This is a genomic window from Streptomyces sp. NPDC055189, from assembly GCF_053606765.1.
Map to the genome: position 1 here is coordinate 23910 of NZ_JBSGSG010000078.1, position 23575 is coordinate 47484.

The 23575-nt window shown below is 70.6% G+C and carries 19 protein-coding genes; 17 read left to right on the top strand and 2 right to left on the bottom strand.

The window, feature by feature from the left end; genetic code table 11:
- Positions 1 to 24 precede the first annotated feature (24 nt).
- The gene (locus ACWFR3_RS36535) at positions 25 to 1197 is read left to right on the top strand and encodes a cysteine desulfurase family protein (protein WP_453739001.1); all 1173 of its coding nucleotides are present in this window, start codon (positions 25 to 27) and stop codon (positions 1195 to 1197) included.
- 329 nt (positions 1198 to 1526) lie between these two features.
- On the top strand, positions 1527 to 2759 hold the full coding sequence (locus ACWFR3_RS36540) for a cytochrome P450 (protein ID WP_453739016.1): 1233 nt from the start codon (positions 1527 to 1529) through the stop codon (positions 2757 to 2759).
- 18 nt (positions 2760 to 2777) lie between these two features.
- On the opposite strand, the gene ACWFR3_RS36545 is transcribed toward ACWFR3_RS36540, so the two are convergent.
- Positions 2778 to 3455 (bottom strand): N-acetylmuramoyl-L-alanine amidase, encoded by a 678-nt coding sequence (locus ACWFR3_RS36545; protein ID WP_453739002.1) that lies wholly within the window; start codon positions 3453 to 3455, stop codon positions 2778 to 2780.
- A 61-nt stretch (positions 3456 to 3516) separates the two neighbouring features.
- Here ACWFR3_RS36545 and mnmA point away from each other — a divergent pair, with 61 nt between their 5' ends.
- Positions 3517 to 4653, top strand: a complete 1137-nt coding sequence (gene mnmA / locus ACWFR3_RS36550; protein WP_453739003.1) for a tRNA 2-thiouridine(34) synthase MnmA — start codon at positions 3517 to 3519, stop codon at positions 4651 to 4653.
- A 39-nt stretch (positions 4654 to 4692) separates the two neighbouring features.
- Here mnmA and ACWFR3_RS36555 read toward each other — a convergent pair whose 3' ends face one another.
- The gene (locus ACWFR3_RS36555) at positions 4693 to 5037 is read right to left on the bottom strand and encodes a DUF427 domain-containing protein (RefSeq protein WP_453739004.1); all 345 of its coding nucleotides are present in this window, start codon (positions 5035 to 5037) and stop codon (positions 4693 to 4695) included.
- Between the two features lie 63 nt (positions 5038 to 5100).
- Between ACWFR3_RS36555 and ACWFR3_RS36560 the strand changes: the two genes are divergently transcribed.
- From ACWFR3_RS36560 to ACWFR3_RS36625, 14 genes are all read left to right on the top strand, one after another.
- On the top strand, positions 5101 to 5646 hold the full coding sequence (locus tag ACWFR3_RS36560; RefSeq protein WP_453739005.1) for an LOG family protein: 546 nt from the start codon (positions 5101 to 5103) through the stop codon (positions 5644 to 5646).
- 42 nt (positions 5647 to 5688) lie between these two features.
- Positions 5689 to 6378, top strand: a complete 690-nt coding sequence (locus ACWFR3_RS36565; protein ID WP_453739006.1) for an SDR family oxidoreductase — start codon at positions 5689 to 5691, stop codon at positions 6376 to 6378.
- A 20-nt stretch (positions 6379 to 6398) separates the two neighbouring features.
- Positions 6399 to 7394: a methionine synthase gene (locus ACWFR3_RS36570; protein ID WP_453739017.1), complete on the top strand. Its 996-nt coding sequence runs from the start codon at positions 6399 to 6401 to the stop codon at positions 7392 to 7394.
- A 30-nt stretch (positions 7395 to 7424) separates the two neighbouring features.
- A complete protein-coding gene (gene ligA, locus ACWFR3_RS36575) occupies positions 7425 to 9608 on the top strand; it encodes an NAD-dependent DNA ligase LigA (protein WP_453739007.1) in 2184 nt (727 codons plus the stop codon).
- Positions 9609 to 10061: 453 nt separating this feature from the next.
- Positions 10062 to 12254, top strand: a complete 2193-nt coding sequence (locus ACWFR3_RS36580; protein WP_453739018.1) for a putative bifunctional diguanylate cyclase/phosphodiesterase — start codon at positions 10062 to 10064, stop codon at positions 12252 to 12254.
- A gap of 275 nt (positions 12255 to 12529) precedes the next feature.
- Positions 12530 to 12826: an Asp-tRNA(Asn)/Glu-tRNA(Gln) amidotransferase subunit GatC gene (gene gatC, locus ACWFR3_RS36585; RefSeq protein ID WP_016642027.1), complete on the top strand. Its 297-nt coding sequence runs from the start codon at positions 12530 to 12532 to the stop codon at positions 12824 to 12826.
- A gap of 6 nt (positions 12827 to 12832) precedes the next feature.
- Positions 12833 to 14338, top strand: coding sequence for an Asp-tRNA(Asn)/Glu-tRNA(Gln) amidotransferase subunit GatA (gatA, locus tag ACWFR3_RS36590; RefSeq protein WP_453739008.1), 1506 nt, complete (start codon positions 12833 to 12835; stop codon positions 14336 to 14338).
- A gap of 5 nt (positions 14339 to 14343) precedes the next feature.
- Positions 14344 to 14577, top strand: coding sequence for a hypothetical protein (locus ACWFR3_RS36595; RefSeq protein ID WP_453739019.1), 234 nt, complete (start codon positions 14344 to 14346; stop codon positions 14575 to 14577).
- Between the two features lie 16 nt (positions 14578 to 14593).
- Positions 14594 to 16105 carry an Asp-tRNA(Asn)/Glu-tRNA(Gln) amidotransferase subunit GatB gene (gatB, locus tag ACWFR3_RS36600; RefSeq protein ID WP_453739009.1) on the top strand — a complete coding sequence of 504 codons (1512 nt, stop codon included), beginning with the start codon at positions 14594 to 14596 and terminating at the stop codon, positions 16103 to 16105.
- A 171-nt stretch (positions 16106 to 16276) separates the two neighbouring features.
- A complete protein-coding gene (locus ACWFR3_RS36605; RefSeq protein ID WP_453739020.1) occupies positions 16277 to 17530 on the top strand; it encodes an SLC13 family permease in 1254 nt (417 codons plus the stop codon).
- Between the two features lie 142 nt (positions 17531 to 17672).
- Positions 17673 to 19778 carry a phosphocholine-specific phospholipase C gene (locus tag ACWFR3_RS36610; RefSeq protein ID WP_453739010.1) on the top strand — a complete coding sequence of 702 codons (2106 nt, stop codon included), beginning with the start codon at positions 17673 to 17675 and terminating at the stop codon, positions 19776 to 19778.
- A 214-nt stretch (positions 19779 to 19992) separates the two neighbouring features.
- Complete coding sequence (locus ACWFR3_RS36615; RefSeq protein WP_453739011.1) at positions 19993 to 22248, top strand: MMPL family transporter; 2256 nt, start codon at positions 19993 to 19995, stop codon at positions 22246 to 22248.
- Positions 22217 to 22819 carry a GNAT family N-acetyltransferase gene (locus ACWFR3_RS36620; RefSeq protein ID WP_453739012.1) on the top strand — a complete coding sequence of 201 codons (603 nt, stop codon included), beginning with the start codon at positions 22217 to 22219 and terminating at the stop codon, positions 22817 to 22819. The genes ACWFR3_RS36615 and ACWFR3_RS36620 overlap by 32 nt, the downstream gene beginning before the upstream one ends.
- 35 nt (positions 22820 to 22854) lie before the next feature.
- Entirely contained in the window at positions 22855 to 23460 is a 606-nt protein-coding gene (locus ACWFR3_RS36625) for a hypothetical protein (RefSeq protein ID WP_453739013.1), read from the top strand.
- The last annotated feature ends 115 nt before the right edge of the window (positions 23461 to 23575 follow it).

Below are 23575 nucleotides of genomic sequence, written 5' to 3' on the forward strand. Positions count from 1 at the left end.
ACGGCTCGTAGAATCGTGCACACCATGGCCTACCTCGACCACGCAGCGACCACTCCGATGCTCCCGGAGGCGATCGCGGCGATGACCGCCCAGCTCGCCGTCACCGGCAACGCATCCTCATTGCACGCCGCGGGGCGCCGGGCGCGACGTACCGTCGAGGAGGCCCGCGAGGCGCTCGCCGATTCGCTCGGTGCGCGCCCCAGCGAGACCGTCTTCACCGCGGGCGGCACCGAGGCCGACAACCTCGCCGTGAAGGGCCTGTACTGGGCGAGGCGCGCCCCCGGAGGCGGCGCCCCGGCGCGGACCCGGGTCCTCGCGAGCCCCGTCGAGCACCACGCCGTCCTCGACGCCGTGCACTGGCTCGGCGAGCACGAAGGCGCCACCGTCGAGTACCTCCCCGTCGACGCGTACGGCCGCGTGCACCCCGACGCGCTGCGCGAGGCGATCGAGCGCAACCCCGACGACGTCGCCCTCGCCACCGTCATGTGGGCCAACAACGAAATCGGCACCATCCAGCCGATCCGCGAACTTGCCGACGTGGCGCGGGAGTTCGACATCCCGCTGCATGCCGACGCGGTGCAGGCCTTCGGTCAGATCCCCGTCGACTTCGGTGCGTCGGGCCTCGCCGCGATGACCGTCTCCGGGCACAAGGTCGGTGGTCCGTACGGCATCGGGGCGCTGCTCCTGGGCCGCGAGTACAGCCCCGTGCCCGTCCTGCACGGCGGCGGGCAGGAGCGTCATGTGCGCTCCGGGACGCTGGATGTGCCCGCCATCGCCGCGTTCGCCGTGGCGGGGCAGCATGCCGCGGAACATCGCGAGTGGTTCGCCCGCGAGATCGGCGCGCTGCGGGACGATCTCGTCTCCGCCGTGCGCGCGGCGGTCCCCGACGCGATCCTGGGGGGCGACCCGGCAGGCCGGCTGCCCGCGAACGCGCACTTCACCTTCCCCGGCTGCGAGGGTGACTCCCTCCTGCTGCTGCTCGACGCGCAGGGCATCGAGTGCTCCACCGGCTCCGCGTGCACGGCGGGCGTCGCCCAGCCCAGCCACGTCCTGCTCGCCACCGGCACCGATCCCGACCTGGCCCGCGGCACGCTGCGCTTCTCCCTCGGCCACGCCTCGACGAAGGCCGATGTGGAAGCGGTGGGCCGGGCGATCGGCCCGGCGGTGGAGCGGGCGCGGACGGCGGGACTCAGCTGAGCGGGTCGGCTGCCGCGTCCTGACCGAGCGACTCAGCTGAGCGAATTAGCTGAGTGATTTAGCTGGGTGATGCACCTACTTGGTCCCGGTTTGCGGCGGTAGGTGACGCAGGTAACGCCCTACTGGATTGATCCCGCCCGGAGTTGATGCCGGTTTCGGCCGCTATCGGGCGGACAGGCGCAGGAGCGGGCTACGAGGCCCACAGTCGGCCGATCTATGCTTGCCGCTCGCGAGTCCGCTCCGCGCGTTCGGGGCTGCACGACAACCCCCTCCTGGAGTTCACATTGAAGGCGAACCTCCGCTCTCGCATCACCGCGCGGCTCGGACGGATGTACCTCTCCCGGATCCAGAAGAACGGGATCAGTGCCTCCGCGATATCGCGGCTGCCCGAGCCCCTTCTCGCGCCGATGCGCCGTGACGGGCTCGACCCGGTGGCCCGGCTCACCGAGCGCCAGGCGGAGGAGCCGATATCCAAGGTGCCGCTGCCGTTCGGCATGGATGCCTGGGTGGTCACCGGCTACGACGAGGTCAAGGCCGTCCTCGGGGCGACCGACGGCTTCAGCAACGACTTCACGAACCTCGCGGGCAACGCAGGCGTGGTCGAGGACCACAACCCCGGCGGCCTCGGCTTCAGCGACCCCCCGGTCCACACGCATCTGCGCCGCATCCTCACCCCCGAGTTCACGATGCGCAGGCTGCGCCGCCTCACGCCCCGCATCGAGGCCATCGTCGAGGAGCGGCTCGACGCGATGGAGGCCGCCGAAGGGCCCGTCGACCTCGTCCAGGAGTTCGCGCTCCCGATCCCCTCGCTGACGATCTGCGAGCTGCTCGGCGTGCCCTACGAGGACCGCCACGACTTCCAGCAGCTGGCCATGGAGCGTTTCGACCTCTTCGCCGGGGCGACCGCTCCCTTCGGGGCGATATCCGCATCGCTCTCCTACTTCCGTGACGTCGTCAAGAAGCAGCGCGAGAACCCGGGCGACGGACTGCTCGGCATGATCGTCAAGGAGCACGGCGACACGGTCGACGACGAGGAGCTCGCCGGTCTCGCCGACGGCATCCTCACCGGCGGCTTCGAGACGACCGCGAGCATGCTGGCCCTCGGCTCCCTGCTGCTCCTGCAGGACCCCGGGACGGCCGCACGTCTGCGCGACGACGACGCGGCCGCCGCGCCCTTCGTCGAGGAGGCGCTGCGCTACCTCACCGTCGTACAGGTCGCCTTCCCGCGGTTCGCCCGCGAGGACATCGAGGTGGCCGGGGTGCGCATACCCAAGGGCGACCTGGTCCTTTGCTCCCTGAGCGGCGGCAACCGCGACGCCAAGTACACCCCCGACGGCGGCGGCTTCGACCCGCACCGCAAGGCCTCGGGCCACCTCGCCTTCGGCTGGGGCATCCACCGCTGCATCGGCGCCGAACTGGCCCGCATGGAGCTGCGCGCCGCCTACCCCGCCCTGGTGAAGCGCTTCCCGGACATGCGGCTCGCGGTCGACCCCGAGGAGCTCTCCTTCCGCAAGCTGTCCATCGTGTACGGGGTGGAGTCGCTGCCGGTGCACCTGCGGTAGCGGTTGCGGTTGCGGGGGTCAGGCGAGAGCGGTGCGGGCCTTCTTGACCAGCTTTATGTACCGGTCCCAGTCCCAGTGCGGCCCGGGATCCGTGTGGTCCGTGCCCGGCACCTCCACGTGCCCGATGATGTGCTTGCGGTCCACCGGGATGTCGTACCGCTTGCAGATTCCTGCGGTGAGCCGCGCCGACGACTCGTACATCGCATCGGTGAACGAGGACTTCTTGTCGACGAAGCCCTCGTGCTCGATGCCGATGCTCCTTTCGTTGTAGCTCTTGTTCCCCGCGTGGAACGCCACGTCGAGCTCGCGGATCATCTGGGCCACGTGCCCGTCCTTGCGCACCACGTAATGGGCCGCGGCGCCGTGCGCGGGGTCCTTGAAGACCTTCAGCGCGGTGTCGTACCCGCCTTGCACGACGTGGATGACGACCATGTCGATTCCGTAGTCGTCGGGACGGTCCGCGCGCCGCCAGTTGTAGTCCGACGCGGCGACCCACTGGGCGCCCTTGGCGTCGACCTCGCCCTCCTTGCGCTTCTTGACCACGCCGGGCAGCCGCCACCACAGGCGCCCCAGCTGGTCGGACGCGAGCACGGCAGTGCCCGCGGCGGCCACCGCGCCGCCGATCAGGAGCGTCCGCCGGTCGATGCCCCGGCGCTCGGGCTTGCGCTCCGCCGTCGAGTCCTGTTCTTCCCCCATGTGATCGTCAACGCTTACTCACGGGCGCGTGGTTCCCGCGGGCCCGTACCCTGTTAGAGCTATGACTGAGAACAGGACCCCGCCGCACCCCCGCCCCCTGCGCGTACTCGCCGCCATGTCGGGCGGCGTGGACTCCGCCGTCGCCGCCGCGCGTGCCGCCGAAGCCGGGCACGACGTGACCGGAGTGCATCTGGCGCTCTCGGCGAACCCGCAATCGTTCCGCACGGGCGCGCGAGGCTGTTGCACCATCGAGGACTCCCGCGACGCCCGCCGCGCCGCGGACGTCATCGGCATCCCGTTCTACGTCTGGGACCTGGCCGAGCGGTTCCGCGAGGACGTGGTCGAGGACTTCATCGCGGAGTACGAGGCGGGGCGCACCCCCAACCCGTGCCTCCGCTGCAACGAGAAGATCAAGTTCGCCGCGCTCCTGGACAAGGCCCTCGCGCTCGGCTTCGACGCGGTCGTCACCGGGCACTACGCCACGGTCGTGGTGAACGACGACGGCACGCGCGAGCTGCACCGTGCGTCGGACATGGCCAAGGACCAGTCGTATGTCCTGGGGGTCCTGGACGACCGCCAGCTCGCCCACGCGATGTTCCCCCTCGGTGACACGCTCACCACCAAGGAGGAGATCCGCGCGGAGGCCGAGGAGCGCGGCCTCGCGGTCGCCAAGAAGCCCGACAGCCACGACATCTGCTTCATCGCCGACGGCGACACCCAGGGCTTCCTCGCGGACCGCCTGGGCAAGGCGGAGGGCGACATCGTCGACGCCGAGGGGAACAAGCTGGGCACCCACGAGGGCGCCTTCGGCTACACCATCGGCCAGCGCAAGGGCCTGCGGATCGGCACCCCGGCCCCCGACGGCAAGCCGCGCTACGTCCTGGACATCTCCCCGGTGAACAACACCGTGACGGTCGGCCCGGTCGCCGCCCTCGACGTCTCGGGCCTGACGGCGATCAAGCCCCGCTGGTGCGGCGCGGCCCCCACCGGCCCCGGCACGTACACCGCGCAGCTGCGGGCGCACGGCGGCGAGACGCCGGTGCGCGCGGAGCTGGTCGACGGCTCGGAACTGCGGGTCTCCTTCGAGGAGCCGGTACGCGGCGTGGCCCCCGGGCAGGCGATCGTGCTGTATGACGGCACGCGCGTGGTCGGCTCGGCGACGATCGCGACGACGGAGCGGGCGACGGCGGCGGTCTAGGGTCTGCCGGCCGCCGCCCGGCCGCCTGCCGCTACCGCCTCACTCCGCTGCTTCTACTTCGTAGAAGCAGAAGTGGTCCTTGATCTGCGACACCGCGTCCTTCGGCTCGGGATAGGCCCACACCGCGTCCTTGCCGTCCTTGGTGCCGGGGGCGTCGGGCAGCGACCAGTAGGACGCCGTTCCCTTGAACGGGCAGTAGGTCGTCGTGTCCGACGGGGTCAGGAGGCTGGTGCGGACGTCCTCCGGGGGGAGGTAGTAGCGCACCGGGCAGCCCGTCTCGTGCAGCAGCAGCGGACGCCGGCTTTCGGCCACGACCTGGCCGTCACGCACCACGCGTACGAGGCCGGAGCCCTGCTCGATGGTGATCTTGTGTCCTGCGGTCACCGTGTTCTCCTTCTGTGAGCGGCTGCGTTCCACCCAGTCTGTGCCGGATCGTACGGTGAGGCCATGAACATCTGTGTCTTCCTCTCCGCAGCCGACCTCCCCGACCGCTACACCCGCCCCGCCCGCGAATTCGCCGAACTGCTCGGCAAGGGCGGCCACACCCTGGTGTGGGGTGGTTCGGAGAGCGGCCTGATGAAGGTCGTCGCCGATGGGGTGCACGAGGCGGGCGGGGGGCTCGTGGGTGTCTCGGTGGACTTCCTCGCCGCCAAGGCCCGCGCCGTCACCGCGCCCGACGAGATGGTGATCGCGCGCGACCTCGCCGAGCGCAAGGCGCTGCTCCTGGAGAAGTCCGACGCGATCGTGATCATGGTCGGTGGCACGGGCACGCTGGACGAGGCCACCGAGATCCTCGAACTGAAGAAGCACGGCAAGCACACCAAGCCGGTCGTCCTGCTCAACTCTGCGGGCTTCTACGACGGGTTGAAGGAGCAGTTCCAGCGCATGGAGGATGAGGGCTTCCTGCCGGTGCCGCTGACCGGCCTGGTCTTCTTCGCCGAGGAGCCGGTCGGCGCGCTCGCGTACCTGGAGGAGGCCATGGGCACCCAGTGACTCCGCGCTGACCTGCACCTGCCGGGGTGCGACGATGGACGCATGGCAACACATGTGATCACCGGGGCGGGCTCCGGCATCGGCGCGGCCGTCGCCCGCCGTCTCCACGCACGCGGCGACGACCTCGTCCTGCACGCACGCGACGCGGGCCGGGCGAAAGAACTGGCGGAGCAATTCCCGGGGGCCGCCACGCTCGTGGGCGACCTCTCCGACCCGGACAAGCTCTCCTGGGCGTTCGGCCACCAGTCGCTGCCCGACCGCGTGGACTCCCTGCTCCACATCGCGGGCGTCGTCGACCTGGGGCGCGTCGGTGACCTCACCCCCAAGTCCTGGCGCCACCAGCTCAACGTCAACCTCATCGCCCCCGCCGAGCTGACCCGTCACTTCCTGCCCCAACTGCGCGCCGCACACGGCCACGTGGTCTTCGTCAACTCGGGCGCGGGCCTGAGCGCGAGCCCCGAGTGGTCCGCCTACGCCGCCTCCAAGCACGGCCTCAAGGCCCTTGCCGACTCCCTGCGGGGCGAGGAGCACGCGAACGGCGTCCGCGTCACCTCCGTCTATCCGGGCCGCACGGCGAGCGCCATGCAGGCCAAGGTCCACCAGCAGGAGGGCAAGGAGTACGACCCCTCCCGCTTCATCGACCCGGAGTCGGTCGCCACGACGATCCTGATGGCCGTCGACCTGCCGCGCGACGCGGAGGTCAACGACCTGACGGTGCGGCCCGGACAGTGAGCGGGACTGTGAGCGAGACCGTGAGCGCGCACCGTTGGGGCCCGGCCACCGGCATCGGGTCCATGCCGGGCGGCGACGCCCGTGAGGCCGCGAAGACCGTCACCGGCAGCTTCGAGGAGTTCCCGTACCTGGCGGAGCTGCCCGCGCGCGGGCCCGGCGCCGACATGATCGGGCGGACCGCCGGAATGCTGGTCGAGCTCTACGCGCGCGTGGAGCCCAGCGGCTGGCGGATCGGCGACCGGCCGGGGCGCGACACGCGCCGCGCGAAGGCGTGGCTCGGCGAAGACCTCGACGCCCTGGAGGAGTTCACCCAGGGGTACGAAGGGCCGGTCAAGGTGCAGGCCGTCGGGCCGTGGACCCTCGCCGCGGCCCTGGAGCTGAAGAACGGCGAGGCGGCGCTCTCCGACCCCGGCGCCTGCCGTGACCTGGCAGGATCCCTCGCCGAGGGGCTGCGCGCCCACCTCGCGGACGTACGCCGCCGGATCCCCGGGGCGCAGATCGTGCTCCAGGTCGACGAGCCCTCGCTCATCGCCGTGCTGCGCGGACACATCAAGACGGCGAGCGAGTACCGCACCCACCGCGCCGTGGACCGCCAGCTCGTGGAGAGCACCCTGCGGGAGGTCCTGGGCGTCCATGACGGGCAGACCGTCGTGCACTCCTGCGCCCCGGACGTTCCGTTCGCGCTCCTGCGCCGCGCCGGGGCGGACGCGATCTCGTTCGACTTCTCGCTGCTCACCGAGCGTGACGACGAGGCGGTCGGGGAGGCCGTCGAGGGAGGCACCAAGCTCTTCGCCGGTGTCGTGCCCGGCGTGGACGGCCCATTGTCAGACCCTGCCGGTAGCGTCATGGGTGTCAGGACGCTGTGGCGCAGGCTGGGACTGAATCCGGGATCTCTCGCGGAGTCGGTCACGGTCACTCCGTCGTGCGGGCTCGCGGGGTCTTCCCCGGCGTACGCCCGCGCGGTGCTAGCCCACTGCGCCCGGGCGGCGAGATCACTCGCGGACAACCCTGAGTAATTGGGTATGACGTAACGGGAGGATGTAACGGTGGCTGTCGAACAGCAAGGCTCTGTGCCCGCCGAGGCACGGGATCAGCATGCCCAGCTGGCCGAACAGATCGAGGAGCACCGCTTCCGGTACTACGTGAACGACCAACCGGTCGTCAGCGACGCCGAGTTCGACAAGCTCCTTCGCTCGCTCGAAGCCCTGGAAGAGCAGTATTCGGAGCTGCGCACGCCCGACTCGCCCACCCAGAAGGTCTCCGGGGCGTACGAAACCGAGTTCACCTCGGTCCAGCACCGCGAGCGCATGCTCTCCCTGGACAACGCCTTCGACGACGAGGAGCTCGCCGCCTGGGCCGACCGCGTCGGCAAGGAGGTCGGCACCAGCGACCACCACTTCCTGTGCGAACTGAAGGTCGACGGCCTCGCCGTGAACCTGACGTACGAGGACGGCAAGCTCACCCGCGCGGCCACCCGCGGCGACGGCCGCACGGGCGAGGACATCACTCCGAACGTCCGCACCATCGGGGACATCCCGGACCGCCTCAAGGGCGACAAGATCCCCGCGCTCGTGGAGATCCGCGGCGAGGTCTTCTTCCCCATGGAGAAGTTCGAGGAGCTGAACGCCCGTCTGGTGGAGGCCGGCGACAAGCCCTTCGCCAACCCGCGCAACGCGGCGGCGGGTTCGCTGCGCCAGAAGGACCCGCGCGTCACCGCGACGCGCCCGCTGCACATGGTGGTGCACGGCATCGGCGCCCGCGAGGGCTTCGACATCGACTGCCTCAGCCACGCCTATGAGCTCCTGGGGGAGTGGGGCCTGCCCACCGCCCAGCACAACAAGGTGGTCCAGGGGCTCGACGGCGTACGGGACTTCATCACGTACTTCGGCGAGAACCGCCACTCCGTGGAGCACGAGATCGACGGCGTCGTCGTGAAGCTGGACGAGATCCCGCTCCAGGGCCGCCTCGGTTCCACCTCGCGGGCGCCCCGCTGGGCGATCGCCTGGAAGTACGCCCCCGAGGAGGTCAACACCAAGCTGGTGAACATCCGCGTGGGCGTCGGCCGCACCGGCCGCGTCACGCCGTATGCCCAGGTGGAGCCCGTCACCGTCGCGGGATCCGAGGTCGAGTTCGCGACCCTGCACAACCAGGACGTGGTGAAGAAGAAGGGCGTCTTCATCGGGGACACGGTCGTCCTGCGCAAGGCGGGCGACGTCATCCCGGAGATCCTCGGCCCCGTCGTCGACCTGCGGGACGGCACGGAGCGGGAGTTCGTGATGCCCGCCGAGTGCCCCGAGTGCGGGACGGCGCTGCGGCCGATGAAGGAGGCCGACATCGACCTCCGCTGCCCCAACGCCCAGTTGTGCCCCGCCCAGTTGCGCGAGCGTCTCTTCTATCTCGCGGGCCGCAAGAGCCTGGACATCGAGAACTTCGGGTACGTGGCCGCGGCGGCGCTCACCAAGCCCCTGGAACCGTCCGAGCCGCCGATCCTGGACGAGGGCGACATCTTCGACCTCACCATCGAGCGCCTCCTGCCGATCAAGGCGTACGTACTGGATCAGGACAGCGGGCTGCCCAAGCGGGACCCCAAGACGGGCGAGGAGAAGATCGCCACGGTCTTCGCCAATCAGCAGGGCGAGGCCAAGAAGAACGCCGTGTCCATGCTGGAGAACATCGCGGCGGCCAAGGAGCGCCCGCTCGCGCGAGTCATCACGGGCCTGTCCATCCGGCACGTGGGCCCGGTCGCCGCGGAAGCGCTCGCCCGTGAATTCCGGTCGGTCGAGCGCATCGAACAGGCCACGGAGGCGGAGCTCGCCGCCGTCGAGGGCGTGGGCCCGACCATCGCCGCCTCCCTGAAGCAGTGGTTCGAGGAGGAGTGGCACCGGGAGATCCTGCGCAAGTGGCGGGCGGCCGGTGTCCGTATGGAGGAAGAGGGCGGGGGAGAGGACGAGGGGCCGCGGCCCCTCGAAGGCCTCACCGTCGTCGTGACCGGAACGCTCGAGAACCACACACGGGATGGCGCAAAAGATGCGTTGCAGAGCCGGGGCGCAAAGGTCACCGGTTCCGTTTCGAAGAAGACAGCTTTCGTCGTAGTGGGTGACAATCCTGGATCTAAATTCGACAAGGCCATGCAGCTGAAGGTTCCGGTTCTCAACGAGGAAGGCTTCGCCGTCCTGCTGGAACAGGGACCCGACGCAGCCGCGGAAGTCGCGCTTCCGACCGAGGAGTAGCGGTTGAAGGCCACCCGTTCAGCGCATACCAGATGCATACGGGTGGCCGGGTCGCATTCGGGCAACCGTTGTGGACCGCTGCCCGTAGAAGCCTTCTGCGGCCTACTGTTGAGGTGTGCGCCTGCCGTGCCCCGCTGCGATTGGGGTATCCCCTGCTCATCGGGAGCATGGGGAAGGGGTTTCAGACGCGGCTGACTTCTGGAGCGAGTCCGCGTGGCGTGGGCACCGCCGGCTGTGAGAGGGACGGGAATGGAACCGACCGAGAGCGCCGCACCGGACTCCCGGCTGCCCGCGCGCCTGCGTCGCGGACCGGGTGCGTGGCTCAGCGGACGCAGGGCGGCACGGGAGGCACGCGAAGCCGAGGACAGGCTCCCCGCCGTCCCGAGCACCGCAGTTGAGCGGCGCGAACGCGCATGGAGCACCGTCGGGGCCTACGGCACGCAGGAGCTCGGCGTGGGCGAGGCGGCGGGCGGCCGCGACGCGGCGGGGCCCGGCTCCGCCCAGTCCGGTGCCGAGGGACGGCGCAGGACCCTCTGGCGCGGCAGGGAGGCGCCCGACACGGACGACGCGTCCGGCGAGCGCGATCCTTGGCCAGTGCTTCCGGTTGCCGTCGTGACGATCGCCGCGGTGGTGCTCGGCACGGGCTTCTTCCACGCGTTCACCGGACGCGACGCGCTCTTCCCCTCCGGCACGGTCGGCTGGTCGCTCGCCGTGCTCACGGGGCTCATCGTCGGCCACCTCGTCGCGCTCGGCCGGGACCGCTGGTGGGGCGGCACCGGCTCGGGCGGCGCGCTCACCGTCGCCGTCCTCCTGCTGTACGGCTGGGTGCCCGCCGGAATGGTCAGCCTCACCGTCGTCGTCCTGGTCGGCATCGCGCGCCGCCACCGCTGGCGACAGGGCATCCTGCACGGCGCCGTCGACATCCTCGGCATCGGCGCGGGCGCGCTCGTCATGGCGTCCTTCGGCACGGCGCCCTCGGCGCAGTCGCCCTGGCTGCCCGAGACCTGGGACCTGTACTCCGCCCCCGAAGTGGCGCTCGCCGCGATCGCCTACCTCGTCGTCACCCGGGTCCTGCTCTGGTACGTCCACGCGCCGCGCACCGGAGCGCTGCCCACGGTCACCCGCACCGCCCTGGTCCGGCAGGGGCTCGTCGCCGTCGCGCTGCTCGGCATCGCCCCGCTGATCTGCGTGGTCGCGGCCTCGACCCCCGCCCTGCTGCCGCTCTTCGCGATCCCACTCGTCGCGCTCGACTCCACGCTGTGGATCGCGCGGGCCAGGGCCGAGGAGCAGCTGCGCGACCCGCTCACCGGGCTGCCCAACCGGCAGTGGCTCCTGGAGCGGACCTGGACGGCGCTCGACGACGCCGAGCGGATCGGGGCACGGTCCGCCTTAATGCTGATCGACATGGACCGCTTCCGTTCGGTGAACGACACCCTGGGCCATCTCGCGGGCGACCGGCTGCTCCTGCAGATCGCCGACCGGCTGCGGCTCGCCCTGCCGCGCGGCGCGGAGGCCGCACGGCTCGGCGGCGACGAGTTCGCCGTCCTGCTGCCGGTCGCCGACTCCACCACGTCGGCCACCCGGGTGGCACGCTCGCTGGTCGCCGCCCTCGGCTCGCCCCTCGACCTCGACGGCCTGACGCTGGTCCTGGAGGCCAGCGCCGGGCTCGCCGTCTTCCCGGACCACGCGATGGACGCCGAAGGGCTGCTGCAGCGGGCGGACGTCGCGATGTACCAGGCCAAGCGGGACCGTACGGGCGTCGAGGTGTACGAGTCCAAGCGGGACTCCAACACCCCCGACCGGCTCGGCCTGCTCGGCGATCTGCGCCGGGCCCTCGACGCGGGCGACGTCGAGCTGCACTACCAGCCGAAGGTCCAGTTCGACGGCCGCGTCGCGGGTCTCGAGGCGCTGGTGCGGTGGGTGCATCCCGAGCGCGGGAAGGTGCCGCCGGACGAGTTCATCGCCATAGCCGAATCGTCCGGCCTCATGCCGCACCTCACGGAGTACGTCCTGGAGACCGCGCTCGGCCAGGTGGCCAAGTGGCAGGAGCAGGGGCTCAAGGTCCCTGTCGCGGTGAACGTCTCGCCGCGTGACGTGCACACCCCCGGTTTCGCGGGCGCGGTCGCCGCGCGCCTGGCACGGCACGGGGTTCCGCCGGGCGCGCTGCAGCTGGAGATAACGGAACACGTGCTCCTGGAGGACCCGCAGCGGGCCGCCGACACCCTGGCGGGCCTGACCGGCCACGGGGTCAAGATGTCCCTCGACGACTTCGGCACGGGCTACTCGTCCCTGGTGCACCTGCGGCGGCTGCCGGTGAGCGAGCTGAAGATCGACCGGTCCTTCGTGGCGCGGCTCGCGGTGGACAACGAAGACGCGGAGATCGTCCGCTGCACGGTCGACCTCGCGCACTCCCTGGGGCTGCTCGTGGTGGCCGAGGGCGTCGAGGACGACGAGACGTGGGAGCGGTTGCGCGACCTGGGCTGCGACGCGGTGCAGGGCTGGCTGGTCGCCGCGGCGATGCCCGCGGACGAGACCACCGCCTGGCTGCGGGCCCGCGGGTCCCGCGGCTGGCGCAGGCCGGTGGACGTAGCCGCCGAGGAGGCGGAGGCGGCGCGGGCTGCCGCGGAGGCCGACGCGCTGAAGTAGCCGCAGTCCCGCGCGGCGGAGCGGCGGGCGGTAACGACCCGCCCCCGAAGCGCCCGTGAACGCCGCGGTGGCGGATGCCGGGGGACAGGCGGAGATGGTGCCGGGGGCGGGCGCAGATCCCGTCGGGGGCGGGTGGAGGTCTCGCTGAGGGGCTGGCCTGGATCCCGGCGAGGGGCGTGTGGGGGGCTTGTCGGGGAATCCGTTTCACGTGCATGGGGTGTGGCCCCATAGGATTGGGGCCACAAACCACACACTCACCCCCAGAGGATCGCCGCATGCCTGGCATTACGCGCGAGGAGGTCGCCCACCTCGCCCGCCTAGCACGTCTTGAGCTGAAGGACGAAGAGCTCGACCACTTCGCCGGACAGCTCGACGACATCATCGGCGCGGTCGCCCGCGTCTCGGAGGTCGCCGACCAAGACGTACCGCCGACCTCCCACCCGCTGCCGCTGACGAACGTCATGCGCGCGGACGAGGTCCGTCCGTCGCTCACCCCCGAGCAGGCGCTCTCCGGAGCCCCGGCACAAGAGCAGCAGCGTTTCAAGGTGCCGCAGATCCTGGGGGAGGACTAACCCACCATGACGGACAGCAAGATCGACATCATCAGGCTCACCGCCGCCGACATCGCCGCGAAGGTCGCCTCCGGCGAGCTGACGGCCGTCGAGGTCACCGAGGCCCACCTCGCCCGCATCGAGGCCGTCGACGAGAAGGTGAACGCCTTCCTGCACGTCGACCGCGAGGGCGCCCTCGCGCAGGCCCGCGCCGTCGACGCCAAGCGCGAGAACGGCGAGAAGCTCGGCCCGCTGGCCGGCGTCCCGCTCGCGCTCAAGGACATCTTCACCACCGAGGGCGTACCGACCACGGTCGGCTCCAAGATCCTCGAGGGCTGGATCCCGCCGTACGACGCGACCGTCACGCGCAAGCTGAAGGAAGCCGACGTCGTCATCCTCGGCAAGACCAACATGGACGAGTTCGCCATGGGGTCCTCCACCGAGAACAGCGCGTACGGCCCCACCGGCAACCCGTGGGACCTCACCCGCATCCCCGGCGGCTCCGGCGGCGGCTCCAGCGCCGCCCTCGCGTCGTACGAGGCCCCCCTCGCCATCGGCACGGACACCGGCGGCTCCATCCGCCAGCCCGCCGCCGTCACCGGCACGGTCGGCGTCAAGCCCACCTACGGCGGCGTCTCCCGCTACGGCATGGTGGCGTTCTCCAGCTCCCTGGACCAGGGCGGGCCCTGCGCCCGCACCGTCCTCGACACGGCGCTCCTGCACGAGGCCATCGCCGGGCACGACGAGCTCGACTCGACGTCCATCGACGCCCCGGTCCCGCCGGTCGTCGAGGCCGCCCGCAATGGCTCCGTACAGGGCATGCGCGTAGGCGTCGTCAAGCAGTTCGCCGGCGAGGGCTACCAGGCGGGTGTCGTCCAGCGCTTCCAGGAGTCCGTGGCGCTGCTCAAGGAGCTCGGTGCCGAGATCGTCGAGCTGGACTGCCCGTCCTTCGACCTCGCGCTCTCCGCGTACTACCTGATCGCGCCCTCCGAGTGCTCCTCGAACCTCGCGCGCTTCGACGCCATGCGGTACGGCCTGCGGGTCGGCGACGACGGCACGAAGTCCGCCGAGGAGGTCACCGCGCTCACCCGCGAGGCCGGCTTCGGCGCCGAGGTCAAGCGCCGCATCATCCTGGGCACGTACGCCCTGAGCTCCGGCTACTACGACGCGTACTACGGAAGCGCCCAGAAGGTCCGCACCCTGATCACGAAGGACTTCGAGAAGGCCTTCGAGCAGGTCGACGTGATCGTCTCGCCCGCGACGCCCACCACCGCCTTCCCGATCGGCGAGCGCGCCGACGACCCGATGGCGATGTACCTCGCGGACGTGTGCACCATCCCGTCGAACATGGCGGGCAACGCCGCCATGTCGCTGCCCTGCGGCCTCGCGCCGGAGGACGGCCTGCCCGTCGGGCTGCAGATCATCGCCCCGGCCATGAAGGACGACCGCCTGTACAAGGTCGGCGCTGCCGTAGAGGCCGCCTTCGTGGAAAGGTGGGGTCACCCGCTGCTTGAGGAGGCACCGTCACTGTGAGTCCCATGACTGCCAAGGCCAAGGGCTTCAAGAAGTCCAAGCCCGGCGCGTACCTGTCGATCGCCACGACCGCCTTCGGCGCGGTCTCCGTCGTCAAGCAGGCCCGGATGGCCCGCAAGGACAACGACACGCTCCGGCTCGTCGACGCCGCTGTCTCCGCCGCCGCCATCGCCACCGGCCTCGCTCTGCTCCTGCGTGAGCTGAAGAAGCTCGGCGACGACGACGTCCTGCTGGGTTGAGAGGGAAAGTTTCACCGTGACTGTCACGACTGACCTGGTGTCGTACGAGGATGCCCTCGCGACGTACGACCCCGTCATGGGCCTCGAGGTCCATGTCGAGCTGGGCACCAAGACCAAGATGTTCTGCGGCTGCTCCACCGAGCTCAAGCAGGACGCCAACAGCCAGACCTGCCCGACCTGTCTCGGACTGCCCGGCGCACTGCCGGTGGTCAACGAGATCGGCGTCGAGTCCGCCATCAAGATCGGTCTCGCGCTTAACTGCGAGATCGCCGAGTGGTGCCGCTTCGCCCGGAAGAACTACTTCTATCCGGACATGCCGAAAAACTTCCAGACCTCCCAGTACGACGAGCCGATCGCCTTCAACGGCTATCTGGACGTCCAGCTGGAGGACGGCGAGGTCTTCCGCGTGCAGATCGAGCGCGCCCACATGGAGGAGGACACCGGCAAGTCCACGCACGTCGGTGGCGCGACGGGCCGTATTCACGGCGCCTCGCACTCGCTCCTGGACTACAACCGCGCGGGCATCCCGCTCATCGAGATCGTCACCAAGCCGATCGAGGGCGCGGGCGAGCGGGCTCCCGAGGTCGCCAAGGCGTACGTCGCCGAGCTGCGCGAGGTCATCAAGGCCCTGGACGTGTCCGAGGCCCGGATGGACAAGGGCCAGATGCGCTGCGACGTGAACCTCTCCCTGCGTCCGCACGGGCGCGAGGAGTTCGGTACGCGCTCGGAGACGAAGAACGTCAACTCGCTCCGTTCCGTGGAGCGTGCGGCGCGCTTCGAGATCCAGCGCCATGCCGCGGTGCTGAACTCGGGCGGAACGATCATCCAGGAGACCCGTCACTTCCACGAGGAGGACGGCTCCACGACGTCGGGGCGCATCAAGGACAACGCCGAGGACTACCGGTACTTCCCGGAGCCCGACCTCGTCCCCGTCGCCCCGGCCCGTACGTGGGTCGAGGAGCTGCGCTCCGGTCTTCCGGAGATGCCGCGCGTGCGCCGCAACCGCCTCCGTGAGGAGTGGGGTGTCTCGGAGCACGACATGCAGTCGATCCTGAACGCCGGTGCGGTCGACCCGATCGTCGCCACCATCGAGGCGGGCGCCGACCCGGCCGCCGCGCGCAAGTGGTGGATGGGCGAGATGGCCCGCAACGCCAACGAGACGGGCAAGGCGCTCGACGAGCTCCCGGTCACCCCGGTGCAGGTCGCCAGGGTCGCCGAGCTCGTCGCCAAGGGCGACCTGAACGACAAGCTGGCGCGCCAGGTCTTCGAGGGTGTCCTCGCGGGCGAGGGCACGCCGGACGAGGTCGTCGAGAAGCGCGGCCTGAAGGTCGTCTCGGACGAGGGCGCTCTGACGACCGCCGTGGACGAGGCGATCGCGGGCAACCCCGCCATCGCCGACAAGATCCGCAGCGGCAAGGTGGCGGCGGCCGGCGCGTTGGTCGGTGCGGTCATGAAGGCGACCCGCGGTCAGGCCGACGCGGCCCGCGTCAAGGAGCTGATCCTTCAGAAGCTGGGCGTGGAGGGCTAGCCTCTGCGGCTCGTACGGGATCAACGCCGCTTCGCGGCGGTTTTTTCCCGCCCACCCACCCGATTGCCCCGCGCCATCGAGTGGGTGGGCGGCGCTGTTTCCGGCCCGCCCTACGCCGGGAACGTCCGTCCCCGTTGAACCACCGCCCCACCCGGGCCACGGAGCGTCCCCCTGAACACCGTCACCGCCGAGGTCCTCTCCGTCGGTCTGCTGCTCGCAGTGCTCGCGTTCGCCGTCATACGGCCCAAGAAGTGGCCGGAGGCCGCCGCCGCGCTGCCCGCCGCCGGGCTTGTCGTGGTCCTCGGGGCCGTCTCGCCGGAGCACGCGCTCGCCGAGGTGCAGAGCCTGCTGCCCGTGGTCGGGTTCCTCGCGGCCGTGCTCGTGCTCGCCCAACTCTGCGCGGACGACGGGCTCTTCGCCGCCGCCGGGGACCTCGTCGCCCGGATCTGCGGCGGGCGGACCAGGGCGCTGCTCGGCGGCGTCTTCGGCGTCGCCGCCGCGATCACCGCCGTGCTGAGTCTCGACGCCACCGTCGTGCTGCTCACGCCGGTGGTCTTCGCCACCGCGGCCCGCGTCGGCGCAAGGCCCCGCCCGCACGTCTACGCCACCGCCCACCTGGCCAACTCGGCGTCGCTCCTGCTGCCCGTCTCCAACCTCACCAACCTCCTCGCCCTCACCGCGAGCGGCCTCACCTTCACGCGGTTCGCGTTCCTGATGGCGCTGCCCTGGCTGGTCGCCGTCGGCATCGAGTACGCGGCGTTCCGGCGGTACTTCGCCGCCGATCTGGACGCGGGCGCCCTCGAACCCAAGGAGACCGAGCCGACCCCCGTACCGGTGTTCACCCTGGTCGTCCTCGGCCTCACGCTCGCCGGTTTCGTCGTCACCTCGTTCGCCGGGGCCGAACCCCTGTGGGCCGCCCTCGCGGGAGCGGCGGTGCTCGCGGTCCGCGCCCTGCTGCAGAAACGTACGACCGCCACCGGAATCGTCCGCTCCGCGAGCCCGCTGTTCTGCCTGTTCGTGCTCGCGCTCGGCATCGTCGTCAAGGCGGTCGTCGACAACGGCCTCGGCGCCGGGATCGAGTGGATGCTGCCGGACGGCGCCTCGCTGCCCGCGCTGCTCGCGATCGCGGGCCTCGCCGCCGTGCTCGCCAACCTCATCAACAACCTGCCCGCGATCCTCGCCCTGCTGCCCGCCGTCGCCCCCGCGGGCCCCGGCCCCGTCCTCGCCGCCCTTATCGGCGTCAACATCGGCCCGAACCTGACGTACGTCGGCTCGCTCGCCACCCTGCTGTGGCGCCGCATCCTGCACGACCACGGCACGGACGCCGACTTGCGCACCTTCACCCTGCTCGGCGTCCTGACCGTGCCCGCGACGCTCGCGGCGTCGACGGTGGCCCTCTGGGCGGGGCTGCTCATCGGCCTCTGAGCGCGGCCCTGTCCGCCGGGTCCATCCGTTCACGCCGACTTCGTCCCCAAGTCTTCACAGGGAAACCAGACTTCACTACCGTCCCGGCCGAGCAGGCTAATGGATCAGCGGAGAACCATTGGCCGTCGACTGGAGGTCGTACGTGTCCCCGGAGATATCACGCAGGCGGTTGATGGCGGTCGGCGGAGGCGCGCTCGGCGCCGCCGCCGTCGGATCCTTCCTGCCGCCGTCGTTGCAGCAGGCACTGGCACAGGACCGGCACAAACCCGGCAGCGGCGGGCTCGACTCGATCGAGCACGTCGTCATCCTGATGCAGGAGAACAGGTCCTTCGACCACTACTTCGGCGCGCTGCGCGGTGTACGCGGCTTCGGCGACCGCAACGCCGTCCGGCTCCCGAGCGGCAAGTCCGTGTTCGAGCAGCCGGCCGCCCTCGGCGCCGTCCTGCCCTTCCCGGTCCGCGAGGCCGCGGCGGCGCAGAAGAAGGACCTGCAGTACATCGGTGCCCTCGACCACTCCTGGAGCGGCGGCGCCAAGGCCTGGCACGACGGCTGGATGGACGGCTGGATCACCGCCAAGACCGCCGCCACGATGGCGTACTACACGCGCGACGACATCCCCCTGCACTACGAACTCGCCGACACCTTCACCGTCTGCGATGCCTACCACTCGTCCATCCACACCTCCACGAGCCCCAACCGCAACCACCTGTGGAGCGGCAAGACGGGCTACGAGGCGAACGGCAAGCGGGCCGTCGGCAACGACGCGTACGCCGAGGGGACGCACCCCGGGTACGACTGGGGGACGTACGCCGAGCGCCTGGAGAAGGCGGGCGTGAGCTGGCAGACGTACACGGAGTGGGAGAACTTCACCGACAACCAGATCGAGTTCTTCACCACCTTCAAGGCCATCGCCCGCAAGGTCCTCGCCAAGACCGGCCTGACCTACATGGAGGCCTTCTACGCCAAGGTCCGCGACGCGAAGGACGAGGCCGAGCGGGAGAAGCTGCTCGCCGCCCTGGAAGAGGGCGTCGCCACCCTCACCAAGGCCGAGAAGTCGCTCTTCGAGCGCGGCCTGCGACGCGTGCCCACCGGCAAGCTCGCGGAGGAGTTCGCCAAGGACGTCGCGGGCGGCAAGCTGGCGAAGGTCAGCTACCTGGTGCCCTCGGCCCTGGACTCCGAGCACCCCAGCGTCTCCTCGCCCATCCACAGCGCGACCATCGTCTACAAGGTCCTGGACGCCCTCGCCTCGCACCCCGAGGTCTGGCGCCGCACCGCCGTCTTCATCAACTACGACGAGAACGACGGCTTCTACGACCACGTCCCGCCGCCCGTCCCCGGCACCGAGTCCGCCGAGGACAAGGAAGAGCGCTGGGAGGGCAAGCCGACCGGCCTCGGGGCGCGCGTCCCCATGCTCGTCGTCTCGCCCTGGACCGTCGGCGGCTACGTCACCTCCGAAGTCTTCGACCACACCTCCGTCGTGCGCTTCCTGGAGAAGTGGACCGGCGTGCGCGAACCCAACATCAGCGCCTGGCGCCGCAAGGTCACCGGCGACCTCACCGGCGCCTTCGACTTCAAGCGCGGCCACCGGCAGCCCGAGGTGGAACAGCCCGGCGCCATCCCGGAGTTCAGCGGCCGCTGGTCCCCGCAGCCGCCCCTGAAGCAGTCCATGCCGGTCCAGGAGCCCGGTACCCGCCGCGCCCGCCCGCTGCCCTACCAGCCCGACGCGTACGTCAAGCCGGGCGAGAGCGGTGCTCTCTCGGTGCGGCTGCGCAACGGCGGCCGCTCCAGCGCGCACTTCGCGCTCTATCCCTACGCCGACGAGTTCAAGATTCCCCAGCACCAGGACGTCGTCCGCGAGGGCACCTGGACCGTCCCGGTGACCAAGGACGCGTACGACTTCACGGTCACGGGCCCCAACGGCTTCCGGCGCGAGTTCGCGGGCGGCAGGGACGGCGCGGCGCAGCTCGCCTCCGCGATCACCCGTCGTGAGATCCACGTGACGCTCGCCAACCGGGGCCGCAAGGAGCTCGTCTTCACGGTCGAGCCCCTCGGCTACGTGAAAGAACGTCACGTCAGGTCGCGCACGAGGGTCGTCCGCGTCAAGGCGGGCAGCAGCCGCACGATCGCCTGGCACACGGACGACGAGCACGGCTGGTACGACGTTCAGGTGACGGCGTCCGGCGAACCTGCTTTCCGGCGCCGCCTGATGGGGCACATAGAGAACGGACGCGCGAGCGTGTCGGGCTGAAGCCCCAGTTCCGAGGGTGTGCGAGGTGCCGATGGGGCCTCGCACACCCTTTTGTGAACTTGTGAGGAAAGCCACGAACGGGACCAACGATCTCCAGGTGCTGTCAAAGTACTTCTGGCGCACATGTCGTCGCTCAAGCGTTCTTTGCGGGCTGTTCGGTGCATTGAAGACGGTTCCCGATAAAGATCCACGAATCAATACAGGGAGCCCGTCAGTGGCAGCAGTCGCACGGTGGTGTCTGAAGCATCGGCTCCTGGCAGTACTGCTCTGGCTCGTCGCCCTCGGCGGCGCCGCGAGCGCCGCGGCCTTCACCGGATCCGCGTACTCGAACGACTACGACGTACCGGGCACCGAGTCGGGCCGTGCGACCCAGCTCCTGAACGAGGGCTTCGAGGGCCTCGGCGGCGACAGCAACACCGTCGTCTGGCGGACCGAGACGGGCACGACGGTGCGCGCGGCCGACGTCGAACAGACGATGACCGACGCCCTCGACAGGATCGAGGGCATGCCCGCGGTCGCCTCCGTCAGCAGTCCGTACGCGAAGCACGGCGCCGCACAGATCAGCGGCGACGCGCGCATCGCGTATGCCACCGTCACCTTCCACGAGCAGGCCGACGCCATCGACAAGGCGGACGCACAGGCCCTCGTCGACACCGCGAAGGCCGCCGGATCGGACAGCCTGGACGTCGAACTCGGCGGCAGCGCCGTCGCCCTCACCGAGTCCAAGAGCGCGCAGACCGCCGAGATCGTCGGGGTCGCCGTCGCCGCCGTCGTGCTCTTCCTCGCCTTCGGCTCGCTCGCCGCGTCCATGCTGCCCATCGCGACGGCGCTTGTGTCGGTCGGCACCGCGTATGCGGGCATCGTGCTCCTCGGGCACCTCATGACCGTCGCGGACTTCGCCCCGATGCTGGGCACCCTGATCGGGCTCGGCGTCGGCATCGACTACGCCCTTTTCATCGTGACCAGACACCGCAAGGGCCTCAAACAGGGCCTCACGGTGGCCGTCGCCGCGGAACGCGCGGTCGCCACCACCGGGCGCGCGGTCGTCTTCGCCGGCGCCACCGTGTGCATCGCGCTGCTCGGCATGCTCATCCTGCGCCTCAGCTTCCTCAACGGCGTCGCCATCGCGGGCTCGCTGACCGTGCTCCTCACCGTCGCCGCGTCGGTGACCCTGCTCCCCGCACTCCTGTCCTGGATCGGCCCGCGCGCGCTCAGCCGCCGCGAACGGCGCGCCCTCGCCGAGCACGGCCCGGCCCCGGAGGTGCCCACCGGGCTCGCCGCACGCTGGTCCGCCTTCGTCGAGCGGCACCCGAAGCTGCTCGGCGGTGTCGCCGTCGTCGTCATGGCGGTCCTTGCCCTGCCCACGCTCTCCCTGCACCTCGGCACCTCCGACCAGGGCAACAACCCGGCGTCGGCCACCACCCGGCAGGCCTACGACCTCCTCGCGGACGGCTTCGGCCCCGGCGTGAACGGACCGCTCACCCTCGTCACCCCCGTCGACGGAGCGGGCGACCGGCTCGCCCTGGCCAACCTCGGCCCGGCGCTCGAATCGACCAAGGGCGTCGCCTCCGTCAGCCCCGTCACGTACGACGCCGGGGGCACGGCCGCGCACATCACCGTCGTCCCGTCCTCGTCGCCCCAGTCCGAGCGGACCAGCGAGCTCGTCGACCGGCTGCGCGACGACGTACTGCCCGTGGCCGAGGCCGACACCACGCTCGACCTGCGGGTCGGCGGCGTCACGGCGAGCTACGACGACTTCGCGGAGATCATCGTCGGCAAGCTGCCGCTCTTCGTGGGCGTGGTCATCGGCCTGGGCTGCGTCCTGCTGCTGCTCGCCTTCCGGTCCATCGGCATCCCCCTGAAGGCCGCCGCGATGAACGTGGCGGCGGTGGCCTCGGCCTTCGGGGTCGTCGTCGCGATCTTCCAGTGGGGCTGGGGGAGCGAGCTGCTCGGCCTCGGCTCGGCAGGACCGATCGAACCCTTCCTGCCCGTGATCATGGTGTCCGTCCTCTTCGGGCTCTCCATGGACTACCAGGTGTTCCTGGTCAGCCGGATGTACGAGGAGTGGCTGGAAACCGGCGACAACCGGCGGGCCGTCCGCGTCGGCCTCGCCGAGACCAGCCGCGTGATCAACTCCGCGGCGGTCATCATGATCTCGGTCTTCCTCGCCTTCGTCCTGAGCGGCGACCGGGTCATCGCGATGTTCGGCATCGGCCTCGCGGCGGCGGTCGCCCTCGACGCCTTCGTCCTGCGTACGTTGCTGGTGCCGGCCCTCATGCACATGCTGGGCGGCGCCAACTGGTGGCTGCCGCGCGGCCTGGACCGCCGGCTGCCGCGCATCAGCATCGAGCCGCCGGAAAGTCAGTCGAGCAAAACCGTCGCGAGTGCGAGGATCCCGGGACAAGGGGACACGGACGACGACACATACGAGGAGCGGGATGTTCGCGATATCGCTGGGCGAGGGCGCTGAGCTGCGGCCCATCGAGCCGTGGCAGGCACAGGAGTTCCTCGCGCACATCGAGCGGGCGCGCGACTACACGGGGCCGTGGGTGCCCCTGACCACGCTGGTGACGGACCTGGATTCGGCTCGGGAGCGCCTCCAGGCACACGCCGACAAGAAGGCCGCCGACACGGGGCACCTCTGCGGCATCTGGCTGAACGACACGCTCGTCGGCGGAATCTTCTTCCGGATCTTCGACACGGCCACGGAGTCCTGCGAGCTCGGTGTCTGGCTAGAGCCGTCCGCCGCCGGGCACGGCCTGATCACCAGGGCAAGCCGGGTCCTCATCGACTGGGCGGTGGACGAGCGCGGCATGCACCGCGTGGAGTGGATGGCCTCCTCGGCGAACCGACGCAGCATCGCGGTGGCCGAGCGGCTCGGGATGACCAGGGACGGAGTGCTGCGGGAGAGCTTCCCCTGGCAGGGGGTGCGGCACGACATGGAGGTGTGGGCGGTGCTCGCCCCGGAGTGGCGCAAGGCGCGGGAGGCCCGTGCGGCGGCGGGTTCCGGGGGCCCGGCGCACAGCGGAGCTTCGCGTTAAGAAACTTCTCAGACTCCGTCCGTACGGTGCGGAGCATGGGAACTAAGACAGAGGACGAAGCCGCGGCCAAGGCGGCCGCGAAGCCCGCAGAGCCGGAGGCCGCGGACACCAAGGACGACACCAAGACGGAGGCCGTCAAGGTGGAGAAGACCGCCGATGCCGAGGACGCCGTCCCGGCCGACCACGCCGACGACAACGACGACGTCGATGAGCTCGTCGTCGTCGAAGAGGTCGCTCCGGCCAAGTCCGGTGGCGTGTTCCAGGGTGCCGCGGCCGTCGTCTCCGCCGCCCTCGGTGTGATCGGCCTCTCCGGCGGCTGGCTCGGCACGGTCGCCGCGGCCCGCTCGAACATCGTCGGGCAGCTGGAGACCAAGCAGTCGGCGAGCGTCGCCGACCAGATCCAGGCCATGTACGGCGACTCCTGGCAGGTCACGGCGCTGATCGCCGGCGCCTTCGCGCTCGCCGCGCTGGTCGTCGGGTTCATCGTCCTGGTCCGGCCCGCGTTCGGCGCGCCCGGCCAGGAACAGGCCTCGTGGATCAAGTCGGTGGCCTGGGCGGGTGTCGCCCTGGGCGTCATCGGCCTGCTGCTCGCCATCGCCAAGTACTCGGACCTGATCTACGGTCTTCCGTCGGCGAGTTGACGGCAGGCGGAGTACGCGCGGAGCGAGGTACTCGGAGCGCCGGTGGGGCTGGATCTTCAGCCGCACGGGCGCTTTCGTACGTAAGGGGCCTTAGGCGGGCGGCGGGGGCTAAGGC

Bases quoted from the DNA above. Each gene is read 5' to 3' on its own strand.
- ACWFR3_RS36535 (WP_453739001.1), top strand. From the start codon at position 25: ATGGCCTACCTCGACCACGCAGCGACCACTCCGATGCTCCCGGAGGCG.
- ACWFR3_RS36540 (WP_453739016.1), top strand. From the start codon at position 1,527: ATGTACCTCTCCCGGATCCAGAAGAACGGGATCAGTGCCTCCGCGATA.
- ACWFR3_RS36545 (WP_453739002.1), bottom strand. From the start codon at position 3,455: ATGGGGGAAGAACAGGACTCGACGGCGGAGCGCAAGCCCGAGCGCCGG.
- mnmA (WP_453739003.1), top strand. From the start codon at position 3,517: ATGACTGAGAACAGGACCCCGCCGCACCCCCGCCCCCTGCGCGTACTC.
- ACWFR3_RS36560 (WP_453739005.1), top strand. From the start codon at position 5,101: ATGAACATCTGTGTCTTCCTCTCCGCAGCCGACCTCCCCGACCGCTAC.
- ACWFR3_RS36565 (WP_453739006.1), top strand. From the start codon at position 5,689: ATGGCAACACATGTGATCACCGGGGCGGGCTCCGGCATCGGCGCGGCC.
- gatC (WP_016642027.1), top strand. From the start codon at position 12,530: ATGCCTGGCATTACGCGCGAGGAGGTCGCCCACCTCGCCCGCCTAGCA.
- gatA (WP_453739008.1), top strand. From the start codon at position 12,833: ATGACGGACAGCAAGATCGACATCATCAGGCTCACCGCCGCCGACATC.
- ACWFR3_RS36595 (WP_453739019.1), top strand. From the start codon at position 14,344: ATGACTGCCAAGGCCAAGGGCTTCAAGAAGTCCAAGCCCGGCGCGTAC.
- ACWFR3_RS36620 (WP_453739012.1), top strand. From the start codon at position 22,217: ATGTTCGCGATATCGCTGGGCGAGGGCGCTGAGCTGCGGCCCATCGAG.
- ACWFR3_RS36625 (WP_453739013.1), top strand. From the start codon at position 22,855: ATGGGAACTAAGACAGAGGACGAAGCCGCGGCCAAGGCGGCCGCGAAG.